This is a genomic window from Nocardioides renjunii (genome assembly GCF_034661175.1).
Taxonomy (GTDB): Bacteria; Actinomycetota; Actinomycetes; order Propionibacteriales; family Nocardioidaceae; genus Nocardioides; species Nocardioides renjunii.
Window position 1 is genome coordinate 464,834 of record NZ_CP141058.1, and the last position, 12,387, is coordinate 477,220.

The 12,387-nt window shown below is 74.4% G+C and carries 13 protein-coding genes; 3 read left to right on the top strand and 10 right to left on the bottom strand.

Features of this window, described 5'->3' with window-relative positions:
- Positions 1-70: 70 nt before the first annotated feature.
- Genes SHK17_RS02135 through SHK17_RS02165 form a run of 7 tightly spaced genes read right to left on the bottom strand, consistent with a single transcriptional unit; the run spans position 71 to position 6,865 of the window.
- Positions 71-691: a class I SAM-dependent methyltransferase gene (locus SHK17_RS02135; protein WP_322920927.1), complete on the bottom strand. Its 621-nt coding sequence runs from the start codon at positions 689-691 to the stop codon at positions 71-73.
- Positions 688-2,328 (bottom strand): phytoene desaturase family protein, encoded by a 1,641-nt coding sequence (locus tag SHK17_RS02140; RefSeq protein ID WP_322920928.1) that lies wholly within the window; start codon positions 2,326-2,328, stop codon positions 688-690. Before SHK17_RS02140 ends, SHK17_RS02135 begins: the two co-directional genes overlap by 4 nt.
- Positions 2,325-2,762: an SRPBCC family protein gene (locus SHK17_RS02145; protein WP_172269316.1), complete on the bottom strand. Its 438-nt coding sequence runs from the start codon at positions 2,760-2,762 to the stop codon at positions 2,325-2,327. Before SHK17_RS02145 ends, SHK17_RS02140 begins: the two co-directional genes overlap by 4 nt.
- On the bottom strand, positions 2,759-3,619 hold the full coding sequence (locus SHK17_RS02150; RefSeq protein WP_322920929.1) for a glycosyltransferase family 2 protein: 861 nt from the start codon (positions 3,617-3,619) through the stop codon (positions 2,759-2,761). Before SHK17_RS02150 ends, SHK17_RS02145 begins: the two co-directional genes overlap by 4 nt.
- Complete coding sequence (locus SHK17_RS02155) at positions 3,616-4,662, bottom strand: glycosyltransferase (RefSeq protein ID WP_322920930.1); 1,047 nt, start codon at positions 4,660-4,662, stop codon at positions 3,616-3,618. The genes SHK17_RS02150 and SHK17_RS02155 overlap by 4 nt, the downstream gene beginning before the upstream one ends.
- On the bottom strand, positions 4,659-5,726 hold the full coding sequence (locus SHK17_RS02160) for a glycosyltransferase family 4 protein (protein WP_322920931.1): 1,068 nt from the start codon (positions 5,724-5,726) through the stop codon (positions 4,659-4,661). Before SHK17_RS02160 ends, SHK17_RS02155 begins: the two co-directional genes overlap by 4 nt.
- On the bottom strand, positions 5,723-6,865 hold the full coding sequence (locus SHK17_RS02165; RefSeq protein ID WP_322920932.1) for a glycosyltransferase: 1,143 nt from the start codon (positions 6,863-6,865) through the stop codon (positions 5,723-5,725). The genes SHK17_RS02160 and SHK17_RS02165 overlap by 4 nt, the downstream gene beginning before the upstream one ends.
- A gap of 152 nt (positions 6,866-7,017) precedes the next feature.
- Between SHK17_RS02165 and SHK17_RS02170 the strand changes: the two genes are divergently transcribed.
- Entirely contained in the window at positions 7,018-7,650 is a 633-nt protein-coding gene (locus SHK17_RS02170) for a GAF and ANTAR domain-containing protein (protein WP_322920933.1), read from the top strand.
- A gap of 1 nt (position 7,651) precedes the next feature.
- Here SHK17_RS02170 and SHK17_RS02175 read toward each other — a convergent pair whose 3' ends face one another.
- On the bottom strand, positions 7,652-8,362 hold the full coding sequence (locus SHK17_RS02175; RefSeq protein ID WP_322920934.1) for a GAF and ANTAR domain-containing protein: 711 nt from the start codon (positions 8,360-8,362) through the stop codon (positions 7,652-7,654).
- Positions 8,359-8,715 (bottom strand): ANTAR domain-containing protein, encoded by a 357-nt coding sequence (locus tag SHK17_RS02180; protein ID WP_172269327.1) that lies wholly within the window; start codon positions 8,713-8,715, stop codon positions 8,359-8,361. Before SHK17_RS02180 ends, SHK17_RS02175 begins: the two co-directional genes overlap by 4 nt.
- Before the next feature lie 178 nt (positions 8,716-8,893).
- On the opposite strand from SHK17_RS02180, the gene SHK17_RS02185 reads away from it, so the two are divergent.
- Positions 8,894-9,877 carry a helix-turn-helix domain-containing protein gene (locus tag SHK17_RS02185; RefSeq protein WP_172269328.1) on the top strand — a complete coding sequence of 328 codons (984 nt, stop codon included), beginning with the start codon at positions 8,894-8,896 and terminating at the stop codon, positions 9,875-9,877.
- 135 nt (positions 9,878-10,012) lie between these two features.
- Positions 10,013-10,885, top strand: a complete 873-nt coding sequence (locus SHK17_RS02190; protein ID WP_322425134.1) for a sigma-70 family RNA polymerase sigma factor — start codon at positions 10,013-10,015, stop codon at positions 10,883-10,885.
- A 27-nt stretch (positions 10,886-10,912) separates the two neighbouring features.
- Here the strand turns inward: SHK17_RS02190 and SHK17_RS02195 are convergent, their stop codons facing one another.
- Positions 10,913-12,325 (bottom strand): NAD(P)/FAD-dependent oxidoreductase, encoded by a 1,413-nt coding sequence (locus SHK17_RS02195; protein ID WP_322920935.1) that lies wholly within the window; start codon positions 12,323-12,325, stop codon positions 10,913-10,915.
- Positions 12,326-12,387 lie beyond the last annotated feature (62 nt).

The following is a 12,387-nucleotide window of genomic DNA, read 5'->3' on the forward strand; positions in this document are numbered from 1 at the left end:
TCACTCACCGCTCCGCGGCAGATGGCACCGCTCCGCGGCCGATCGCACCGCTCGGGCGGCGCGTCGTACGTCAGCCCGCGCGGTCGATCCGCGCCAGCACTCCGCGCACCTCCTGGCGCACCTCCACCATCTCCAGCCGACCTTCGGCGAAGCAGGGCTCGTCGCGGAGGATGTCGGTCTGTCCGGTGGTCCCCACCTGGAGGACCGCGGACCCGCCGGGGGCGAGGTGGGCGTCGATGACGGCCAGGCACGCCCGGGCGACGTCGAGGCCGTCGTCGCCGCCGTCGATCGCGGTGAGCGGGTCCTCGGGGTAGCGGCCCGTCTCCTGGCGCGGCACCCACGGCGGGTCGGCGATGACGACGGGGAAGAGCTCGCCCGTGGCGAGGGCGTCCTCGAGCCGGCCCTCGCGGACCTCGACCCGGTCGGCCAGCCCGGCGTCGACGGCGTTGGCGCGGGCGAAGTCGCAGGCCACCGCGCTCGCGTCGACGCAGACGAGGCTGCGACCCGAGAGCGCCACGGACAGCAGGCCGATGTGGCCGGCACCCGAGCACAGCTCGAGCACGGGGCCGGCCGGGGCCTCCAGGGACAGGTCGGCCGCCCAGTCGGACTGGGCCGACGTCCACTCGCGCGGGCGCAGGACGCGCTCGTCGAACGCGATGGTCAGGGTGCCGAAGGTCATCTGCTCCGTCACGTGGACGCTCCTCGGTTCAGCCGGGACAGGAGGGCGGCGGGTCGCAGGCGCCCGGTGCGCTCCTGCCAGATCGCGGCGCGGGCGGCATTGGCCCCGGCCGCGCCGTGGACGCCACCGCCGGGGTGGGCCGAGGCGGAGGCGAGGAACAGCCCGGGGACGCCCGTCGACGCCCGGCCCCGCATCGCGGGCACCGGCCGGAACATCAGCTCCTGGTGCAGCTGGGACGTGCCGCCGTTGACCGCCCCGCCGATGAGGTTGGCGTTGCGCGCCTCGAGCTCGTGGGGTCCCAGCACCCGACGCGCCTGGACGAGGTCGCCGAAGCCCGGCGCCACGGCCTCGATGCGCGCCTGCATGCGGTCGGCGAAGCGCTCGGTCTCGTCGTGGTCCCACCGGCCCGTGATGCCGTCGGGACCGGCGTCGTGGCGGGTCATCCCGGGCTGCGGCACGTGGGTGTAGGCCCAGAACGACTCGGTCCCGGCGGGGGACCGGGTGGGGTCGCTGGCGGTCATCTGCCCGGTGAGCAGGAAGGGCCGGTCGGGCACGACGCCCGACGACACCTTCGCGAGCGTCTCGGTCATCTCCTCCACGGAGTCCGCGACGTGCACCGTGCCGGGGACCTTGTCGGGCCGGTTGCGCCACGGGATCGGGCCCGACAGCGCCCAGTCCACCTTGACGGTGCCGGGGTCGAGCTCGAAGTCGCGCATCCCGCGCACCAGCCGCGGGGGCAGGTCCTCGTCGGGGACGAGCCCGCCGAAGAGGTGCGCCGCGGAGACGTCGGCGAGCACCGCGCGGGCGGCGTACGCCTCCCCGTCGCGGGTGCGTACGCCGGCCACGCGGCCGTCGCGCACGTCGACGGCCGTGACCTCGGTGCCGGTCTCCAGCCGGCCGCCGAGGCTGGTGAAGCGGCTGACGAGCGCGTCGGTGAGCGACTGCGCCCCGCCGCGCGGCACGGGGAAGCCGACGGTCTGCCCGAGCATGGTCATCAGCACGCCGAAGACCCCGGAGCCGGGTGAGGCGAGCGGGAAGTCGGCGTGGCCGGCGTTGCCGGCGAGCAGGAGCGCAGCGGCCGGGCCCTCGAAGAGCTCGCGGCCGAGCGAGGCCACCGGGGTGGCCAGCATCCGCACGGTGTCGAGCCCGCCGGTCCGCGCCACCGCGGGCAGCAGGCGGGCACCGGCGCGCACCGGCGGGAAGGGCGAGATCAGGGCGTCGACCATCGCGGGACCGATGCGGTCCCACGTGCTGCACAGCTCGAGCCACGTGTCACCGTCACCGGGCTGCAGCGCCTCGAGGCCGGCGGCCGTGTCGTGTCGGTCGCGGTGGAGGATCGCCCACCTGTCGTCGCCGAAGGGATGGCCGAGCACGGCGGGCGCGTGCTCCCACGCCAGGCCGTGGTCCTCGAGGTGGAGCGACCGGATGGTGCGCGAGGCGAGCGCCAGGGGGTAGAACGCGCTGAAGGTGTCGTGCACGAAGTCGGGGTGCAGCTCGCGGTCGCTGCGGACCGCGCCGCCGGGCGTCGGCTGGGCCTCCAGGACCAGCACCTCCCAGCCGGCGTCGGCGAGCAGGTTGGCCGCGACGAGGCCGTTGGGGCCGGCGCCGACGACGACGGCGTCGTAGGTCCCCGGCGCGCGGCCGGTCACTTGGTCCGTCCCTCCACCACGAAGGCCAGCCGCCGCAAGGTCTCGATGTTGCGGTGGTGCAGCTGGAGGTCGCGGAGCGGCTTGGGGACGAGGAGGCCCGGCCCGGCGCTGGCGTCCTCGACGATGGTCACCGTGGTCGATGCCCCGTCGGGCTGGAGCGAGATGTCCACGTTGGCCTGCCCGGCCGGCCAGCCGCGCGCCAGCAGCAGCAGGTGGCTTTGCTCCTCCACCTCGAGGACCGAGGTGGTGTCGTCGATGAGGAGCGGCCACGTGCCGACGCTGTGGTGCAGTCGCGAGCCCACCGCCGGCCACGTCTCGTCGACGTCTCGCATCCGGGACGCCCCGACGACGAAGAGCGGGTAGAGCCAGCCGTCGGCCAGGACCTCCCACACCCGGTCGGGCGTCGCCGCGATCGAACGGCTCGTCGTGCTCATGCTGTCTCCTTCGCTCGGGCGTCGGACGGGGCTGCCGTGCGGACCCAGTCGTCGTGGTGTCGACGGACCAGGCCACGCTCCTCGAACGCAGCCAACCATCCCTCCATCGGCCAGTGCCCCCACCGGGCCCGAAAGATCCGTCCGTTGCGCAGGATGTCGTCGACGTGCTCGACGGGAGGGCTGCTGACGGGGTGGTGCTGGTGGTAAGCGCGGGCACCGCCGACCCAGCCGAGTCCGACGCCCGCGGCAAGCACCGTGCGCGCGAAGTCGGTGTCCTCGCCGCCGTAGCCGACGTAGTCCTCGCAGAAGCCGCCGGTGCGCTGCCAGGTCCCCGCGGCGAGGGCGAAGGACAGCGACCAGAACAGGTCGGGGTCCACGGACTCGAGGAGCTCGCCGGGGGCGGGGTGCGGCCGCGCCGGGTGCGGGTCGTCCCAGGCCGCGAGGGCCGACGGGTCGTCGGGATAGCCGGTCGCGGGAGCGGGAGGGAGGTAGGTCACCGGGCCCGACCAGACCGAACCGGGGTGGGCCCGCACCACGTCGGCGTACGCCGCCACGAGCCCGGCGCCGGCGAGGCAGTCGACGTCGAGCAGCACGACGACATCCGCCCCGGCGTCGAGCGCGGTGCGGACGCCGAGGTTGCGGGCGGCGGCCAGTGGGAGCGCCCCGGCGGGCCCCCGACCCGTCCGGACGACCCGCGAGGCGAGGTCGCCGTCGCGGCGGTCCACGATCGCGGGGTCGTCCATCGCCACGACGACGTAGTGGTCGGGCAGGTGGGTCCCGCGCGCCAGCGCGCGGTGCTGGGCGGCGAGGTGGTCGTGACGTCCGTGGGCGATGGTCACCACGGCGACCCCGCTCATCCGGCGTCCCCCGCGACGACACGGGCGCGAGTCGCCATCACGACGTCGGCGAAGCGGTCGGCCGCGTCCCCGTCGCACCAGTCCGCCCAGCGGCGCGCGTCGAGGGCGGCGGCTCGCTCGAGGACCTCCGGCCACTCGTCCCCCGGCCAGGCGGGGCACACGACGGCGGGCCAGCCGGTGGCCAGCACGTCGCCGGTGGTGCGCTGCTCGCGGTGGGGCCGGTCCTGCGGCACGACGACCGCCGGCGTCCGTGCGGCCGCGGTCTCGGCGAGCGCGTTCTGGCCGGCGTGGGTGACGACCACCCTGGCCTCGGCCAGGACCGACGAGGGGTCGTCGACCCACGTGCTGCGGTCGGCGCCCAGGATCCGCCAGTCCCAGTCGGGTGTGGCCCGGCGGGCCGCGTCCACGTCGGCGCCGGAGATGTCGTGCCCGCCCGACCCCAGCAGGAGCGCGACGGTCCGGGCGGGGGGTGCGCCGGGTGCGCCGGTGGCGGTCGGTGCCGGGCGCACCGGGTGGCGCGACAGCGCCCCGACGGGCACCAGCCGGCTGCGCAGGTCCTCCGGGAGGCCGGGCGTCATGCCGGTCGCCTCGGCGGGCCAGAACCCGACCAGCGCCTCGGCGACCCCCATCCCGAGGAGGTGGGCCGGGTCGTCGCGTCGCCCGGGAAGGACCACGGACACGGCGGGGACGCCGTGCAGCCGCGCCAGCAGGAGCACCTCGACCGACACGTCGACGACGAGCAGGTCCGGCCGTGCGGCGTGGAGCCAGGCGGACAGGGCGGCGGCCCGCTCGCGCGTGCCGTCGTGGTGCAGCGGCGCCCAGTGCAGGTGGCCGCGGGCGGTGACCTCGCGGGTGGCGCCGTCGTCGTCGGCGGGCAGCCGCACCCACTCCCCGCTCCAGCCGGCAGGACGGGGGAGCGAGGACAGCCCGGTGACGGCCACGCCCTCGGCGCCCAGCCGTGCCGCGAGCACCTCGGCGCGGTGCCGGTGACCGCTGCCGACGTGGTGGACGTAGTAGCCGACGGTCCCGCGCGGGCGCGTCACGCCGCGTCGTCCCGCCGGCAGACCTCGTCATAGATCGCGAGGTAGCCGTCGAGCATGGCATCGGCGCTGCAGGTCGCCTCGGCGTACGCCCGCACCGCCCGCCGGTCCAGCCGCGAGGCGCGGTGGATCGCGTCGGCCAGGGCAGCGGTGTCGCCCGGCGTGACGAGCACGCCGACGTCCGGGTCGACGACCTCGGTCAGCCCGCCCCGGGCGTAGCCCGCGACGGGGGTGCCGCAGGCGAGCGCCTCGGCGGCGACGAGGCCGTACGGCTCGTCCCACAGGGGCGTCACCACGGCGGCCGACGCCGATCCGATGAGCCGCGCGAGGTGGCGCTGGTGCAGGTGGTCGGCATAGGTCACGCCGTCGCCGAGCTGGGGTTCGATCACCTCGCGGAAGTAGCGGGGGTCCTGGCGGGGGCCGACGAGCACGAGGGGGAGCCCGGCGAGGCGGCACGCCTCGATGGCGTCGTGCGCGCCCTTCTCCGGCACCAGGCGTCCGGACCACACGACGGGTCCGCCGCCCTGGCCGACGGGCCAGGCCGCGAGGTCCAGGCCGTTGTGGATGACGGTGCTGGGGACGACGTGGCGCCACGACCGCGAGGTCCACTCGCTCACCGCGACGAAGGAGGACGCGGTGGCCTCCAGGGCCAGCGCCGACTCGAGGAACGGCAGCGGAGGCGTGTGCAGCGTCGTCACCATCGGCACGTCGACGGCCGGTGACATGGCGATCGGCAGGTGGTGGAGGCTGTTGTTGTGGATGAGGTCGTAGTCGTCCGGCCCGGAGCGGGCCAGGTCGAGCATCAGGCCCAGGTAGGCGTGGTGCTCGGCCAGCCAGGCCGGACCGGGCGCGAAGCGGTCGGCGAGCGCCTCGGCGCTCGGCTCGAAGGTGTCGAGCTCACGGAGACGGACCGGCAGCGAACCGTCCGAGCCCGGACCGGCGAAGAGCGTGACCTCATGTCCCCGCGCCGCGAGCCCCCGCGCCATCGTGTGCGTCATGGCCTCGAGTCCGCCCGCGAAGGGTTCGCGGATCGGGAAGCGGCTGGAGGCGACGAGGCAGATCCTCACCTCTCGGGGTCGAGCACGGACTCGTAGATGCGTGCGTGCGCGGCGGCGACCTGTGCCCGTTGTCGCCGACGCATCTCGACACTGGCCGGGCGCGGGGCCGCGGCGTACGCCGTCCGGACCGCGTCGGCGAGGCTCTCGACGTCGAGGTGCCGCTCGTCGTGCCCGTAGGTCAGCACCGGTGCCTGGTCGGCGAAGTAGCCGCACGACGGGGCGACGACGGCCGTGCCGAGGTCGCGGCAGGCCTCGAGCCACCCGCTGTGGGTGCCGAAGCGGTAGGGGAGGACGGAGACGTCGAGCGAGGCGAGGTAGTCCCAGAGGCCGTCGTCGTCGAGGAAGTCGTGGATCCGCAGGTCGACATCACCCCGTGCGGAGTGCTCGAGGAGCATCCCGGCCAGCTCGGCGTCGTAGCGGGGACCACCGGGCGTCAGCACGTCGCGGTGGCCGTTGACCTGCAGGACCGCTCCGGGAAGGTCGCGCAGCGCGTCGACGAGGACGGGCACGAGGGGGTGCGGGTGCATCCCGGCGCGCAGGCTCTTGACGTGCACCCCGACGCGGAACTCGCGCTCGCGCAGCCCGCGGCGGCGTACGTCGCGCATGGCGGCGGCCCGTCGCATCACGTCCAGGGGGACGACGTGCGGGTGCGGCACCACGAACGCCTCGCGGCCCCACCGGGACCGGATCTCGTCGGCGGCACCGCGGGTGAGGGTGATGACGGCGTCGGCCGCCGGCACGAGGACGTCGAGCTGCTGGTCGTGGGCGGTGCGGTCGGCGTGGTGGGGGTTGCGCAGGTCGTGCACCGTGAAGACGAACGGCTTGCCGCGGCGTCGCAGGGCGGCCACCAGCTCCTCCAGGTCTTCCACGCTCCGCGCGTCGAAGCCGAAGTGGAGGTGGAAGACGTCGAAGTCGTGGCTCTCCACCCACGAGGCGTCGAGCATCACCGGCGGCCACCACCGCTGGGTGTCCGCAGCGCCCTCGGGCACGGGGTCGGGGAGCCGGCGCGGGCCGGAGCCGTCCTCCGGGGCCAGGTGGCGGACGTAGACGTGCGACGCGGGGACCGAGGCGACGACGACCTCGCGGTCGCTCGACCGCCTCGGGACAGGCGGCGCAGCCGCGATCGCGTCGGACATGGTCACGCGCACGGGTACCCACTCGAGCGTCTCGCATGCGCGTGCGACCCGGCAGATCACCATCCCGAGGGAGGTGTCGCGTTGAACAGCGCTCAGGGGGGAGGATAAATTCACGCTTGACTCCAGAACACGGGTCGCAGAAGCGATGTCCTCAAGGATCTTCTTTGTCGTTCCACGACTCCGTGGCCGTGTTCGCGGCCCTCGCTGCCGACCTGCAGCAGGAGCCTGACGAGGCCCTCACCTCGCGCGCTGTCGTCCTCCGGATGCGCGAGCTCGTCCCCGATGCCGACGCGCTCCAGTACGCCCTCGACGAGGGGCCGTGCCTCCAGGTCGCCGATGCGGGCGGTTGGCTGCGCAGCGGCGACGTCGGCGCGGACGCCCGCTGGCCGGCCTGGGGTCCCCGGGCCGCGAGCCTGGGTGTGCGCTCGCTGCTGGCCGTCGAGATCACGGACCGGGACGGGCCGCTGGGCGCCCTCAACCTCTACAGCGGCGCGGGCGGGGCGTTCGCCGGGCGCGACGTGGTGGACCTCGCCCTCGCCTACGCGGCCCACGCCACGACGGCGCTGTCGTCCGCCCACAGGGCGGGTGCGCTGCAGGCGGCCGTCAGCTCACGCCACGTCATCGGGATGGCCCAGGGCATCGCCATGGAGCGCTACGGCATCGACCAGCAGCAGAGCTTCGAGCTGCTGCGCCGGCTCTCCTCCACGACCAACGTCAAGCTCCGCGACGTGGCGGCGCAGATCGTGGAGACGCGCGTCGTCCCGCACGACCGGGCGTCGGAGAGCGTCGACGACTGAATCAGGCCGGCAGGCCGCCCGTGCCGAGGACGCGCTCGGCGACGGCGCCGATCTTCGTCCGGCGGCTGCGCGCCGCGAGCCGCAGCGCGTTGAAGGCGGTGACGGAGTCGAGCGACTCCTTGGCCATCAGGAAGCCGACCGCCCGCTCGATCACCACGCGGTAGTCGAGGGCGTGCTGGAGCTGTCGGGACAGCTCACCGGCGGTGTGGGCCCGGAGGGCGGCGGACAGGGTGCTGGACACGACATCCGCGTAGCGGGCCAGGGCCGCGACCTCGCTCGCGTCCCACTCGTGGGGCTGCTCGCGGTAGACGTCGAGGGTGCCGACCGGGACCCCGCCCAGGCGCACCGGCGTGCCAAGCACCGCGCGTACGGGCTGGTCGGCCATCGCCGCGGCGAGCACGGGCCACCGCTCGCCCTCCGCCGTCACGTCACGCGTGGTGACGACGGTGGCCGTCACGAACGCCTCCGTGCACGGACCCTGCCCCGACTCCGTCTCGACCTTCTCCAGGATCCGGCCCGGACCGTCGCTCGCGGCGACGTAGGACAGCACGTTCTGCTCGTCGGCGATGAGCAGGCCGGCACCGCCCACGCCGAAGAGGTCGACGCACGCCGCGACGACCTGCTCCAGCACCGGGATGACGCTGCCGTCGTCGCCGGGGGACCGGCTAAGCCGGCGGAGGCTCTCGGCGAGGGCCGCGTCGTCGATGCTCATGGAGCGGGATCCTCCCCCGTCCGCGCCGACGCTGGCCAACCGGAGGCGGGCAGGTGGTCGGTGAGGCGGCCCAGCGCCGCGACGTCGTCGGCGTCCGCGGTCCCGTCGTGGGTGGCCACGAGGACCGCGGCCACGGTGCGGACCTTGGTGTTGCTGTCCTGCGAGACCCGGAGCAGCGTGCGCCACGCCTGCTCCGTGCTGCAGTGGTAGCTCGCGGAGACCAGGCCGATGGCCATGCCGATGTCGCGCTGGGAGCGCACGGCCTCGTGGAGCTGGGAGACCTCGTCACGCAGCGCCTCGGCCGGAGCGGCCGGGGCCGGTTCGCCCGCAGGAGGGCAGGGTGGGGCAGACATCCGTCACCTCTTCATGACGCAGGTCCGCGGACACGGGGCGGATCTCCAACACGTGCGTCGCCGACCCTACAACTGGTGTCGAGCATCGGCTCACGGTGGGCTGGTGACCGGATGTGGGCTAGAGTCGAGGTGACTCGAGCCCATGGGTCCTTCGCTCTCCGTTCGGGGAGGCACACGCATGTCAGAGCTCATGGCCCGGCGCGGTTCACCCCCCGCCGTCGACCTCGACTTCGAGGGCGGCGGTGACGAGGCGCGCCACTGGCTGGACACCGCCTACGGCACCACCCTCCGGCTGACCGGCCGGATGGGCGCCGTCAGCCATCACCGCCGCGACCACGGCGGCGTGGCGTTCGACCAGCTCCGGATCGACTCGCCCGTCGACTTCGACTCCGACGCGATGCCGTTCCTGGTGGTGGTCGACGTGCTGCACGGTGCCATCGAGTACTCCCGCGGCGACGTCACCGACCGCCGGCACGACGGCGGCACGGTCCTCGCCGCCGGCTGGGACATGCCCTTCGCCGGCCGCGGTGAGGGCTACGAGGTGCGCAACACGACCATCACCGCCGAGGTGCTGACCGCGGCCGTGGAGGACGTCGTCCCCGACTACCCCTGGGAGCACATCTCCTTCACCAGCTTCGTCCCTCGCACGCCTGAGGCCGGCGCGCGCTGGCGCGCCACGGTGGACCAGATGAGCGCCAGCTTCCCCGGCCTTGACGCTCCCCTCGCCCACGGGGAGGCATCGCGCCTGCTCGGGCACACGCTCCTGCAGACGTTCCCCAACAACGTCCTGGACGGGACGCCCGGGCGCGAGCTGCAGCGCGACGCGCGGGACGCGACGCCCTCGGCGGTGCTCCGAGCCCAGCGCTTCATCGAGTCCTGCCCCGACCAGGACCTGAGCCTGGCGGTCATCGCGCGGGCGTGCCGGGTCACCCCCCGCGCCCTGCAGTACGCCTTCCGCCGGCACCTCGGGTGCACGCCGATGGCCTACGTGCGCCGGGTGCGGCTCGACCTGGTGCGGCAGTCGTTGCGAGACGGCTCGGCGCTGACGGTCAGCGACGGCGCAGCGCGCTTCGGCTTCTACAACCCCGGTCGGTTCGCCACCGAGTACCGCCATGTCTTCGAGGAGAACCCGAGCGAGACGCTCCACCGCGCGGGCGGCTGACCCCTACCCGACATCGGACGGTAGCGCAACGTTTCGCTTTTCGGCTGGTGCACTGGTCTGGACCGTGGCACGGTCGAGGAAGAAACTTGCTGGAGACCACGGCAAGCGTCATCTTCTGCCGAAAGGACACGAGCCGTGGTCACCACCTCGATCGTTCCTGTCAGCTCCACCCCCGCGACGACCACCCTGTCGTCCGTCCCCTCGCCCGTCCGCCGGTCCTTCCGTGCCCCTGACGGTCCGGAGCGAGCGCGGCGCACCGACGACATCGTCTCCGGCCTCCGGTCCGCGGGGCCCGACTCGGGTCCGGACTCCGAGCACCACGAGCTGACCCGTCAGCTCATCGAGACCAACATCGCCGTCGCCCGCTCGATGGCCGCCCGCTACCGCAACCGCGGCATCGACCTCGACGACCTCGAGCAGGTGGCACTCCTCGGCCTCACCAAGGCCGCGCAGCGATTCGATCCCTCCGCCGGGCACGACTTCCTGTCGTTCGCGGTCCCCACGGTGCGCGGCGAGCTCCGCCGGCACTTCCGCGACTCGGGCTGGATGATCCGGCCGCCGCGCCGCGTGCAGGACATGCAGGCGCGGGTCGCGTCGGCCCATGAGGAGCTCGAGGCCCAGCTCGGCCGCTCGCCCCGTCCGACGGAGGTCGCGGCGCACCTCGGCGAGCAGCTCGACGACGTGGTCGAGGCCCTCGCCGCGGACGGGTGCTTCACGCCGACCTCGCTCGACGCCACCGTCGGTGACGGCACGTCGAGCCTGGGCGACCTGATCGGCCACGAGGACCGCGCGATGCGGTCGGCCGAGGCCCGCATCGTGCTGGAGCCGGTCATCCGGCGGCTCTCCGCACGCGACCGGCGCATCGTCCGGATGCGCTTCTACGACGAGCGCACCCAGCAGGAGATCGCCGACGCCGTCGGTCTCACGCAGGCGCAGGTCTCGCGGGTGCTCACCCGCATCCTGGCCGACCTCCGGGCCGACCTGGGCGAGTCCCGCCCCGCCGCCTGACCCCGCACCACACCGGGGTCGACCCCGTCAGGAGTCGAACCCCAGCCCGACCCGGTCGAGCACCTGCAGGAAGGCGTTGCGCCGACCCTGCCGGTGGTCGGCCCGGTCGAGCGACCACCTCGTGAGGTTGATGCCGATCGAGGACAGCGGCTCCGGCGGGAAGGGCAGCGGGCGCTCGCGCACCATGCGCAGCTCGGTGCGCTCCGTCGGCTCTCCCGCGAGCAGGTCGAGCAGCACGTCCGCCGCGAAGCGGGTGGCACCCACGCCGAGGCCGGTGAACCCGGCCGCGTGGGCCACCCGCCCACGGTGCGACAGGCCGTAGAACGCGGTGAACTGCGTGCACGTGTCGATGGCACCCGCCCAGCGGTGGCTGAACCGGACCTCCTCCAGCTGCGGGAAGGTCGCCAGGAAGTGCGACGCCAGCCGCGCGTGGCTCGCGCGCCGGTCCTCGTGGCGGGCGGCCACCTTCCCGCCGGCGGGATAGACGGCGTCGTACCCGCCCCACAGGATCCGGTCGTCGCTCGTCAACCGGGCGTAGTGGAACTGGTTGGCCAGGTCGGCCAGTCCCTGCCGTCCCTGCCAGCCGATCGAGGCCCGCTGGTCGGCGGTGAGCGGCTCCGTCATCAGCACGTAGTCGTAGACCGGGACCGTCATCCACCGGTTGCGCCGCAGCAGCGACGGGAAGGCGTTCGTCGCGAGGACCACGTGGTCGGAGGTGACCACGGCCCGATCGGTGTGCACCTCCACGGCACCGGACGGCGTACGCCGCAGCGCGGTGGCCGCGGAGTGCTCGTGCACCTCGACGCCGAGCTCCGTCGCCACGCGGGCCAGCTCGAGCGCCAGCCGTGCGGGGTGCACGAGGGCGGTCTCGTCCGGCTCGAGCCCGCCGGCCAGGAAGAGCGGGCTGTCGATCTCCGCGCGCGTCCGCGCCGCGTCGAGGAAGTGGGGCCGGTCGCGCAGCCAGTCGACCTGGTGCTCCTCGACCGCGACGGCGAGGGTGCCCGTGCGCTCCCACTGGCAGTCGAGGCCGAGCTCGCGCACGTCGGCCTCGAAGCCGTCGAGGTTCTCGCGGCCGAGCCGGGCCAGGACCTCCTGCTCCTCCGGCCAGCGGTGGCGCGCGTTGTCCTCGCCGTGGGTCAGCGACGCCTCGCAGAAGCCGCCGTTGCGGCCCGACGCCGCCCAGCCGACGGTGCGGGCCTCGAGGAGGACCAGGCGGCGACCGGGGTCGCGCCGCTTGGCGTGCACCGCCGCCCACAGGCCGAGGTAGCCGCCGCCCACGACCGTGAGGTCCGTCCGGACGGGCGCAAGGAGCTCCGGGTGGCGGGCCTGGGGACCCGCCTCGTCGAGCCAGTGGACGGCCTGCACGCTCGGGGCGAGCGCGCGCTCGACCAGCGCGGCGGAGGGGGCGTGCCGCTCGTAGGCGGTCGGGTGGGCTGCCACCCGTCGATCCTGCCAGCAGCCGGCCCGGCGGACGGTCGTACGCCCCGCGGCCGGGGGTCGGG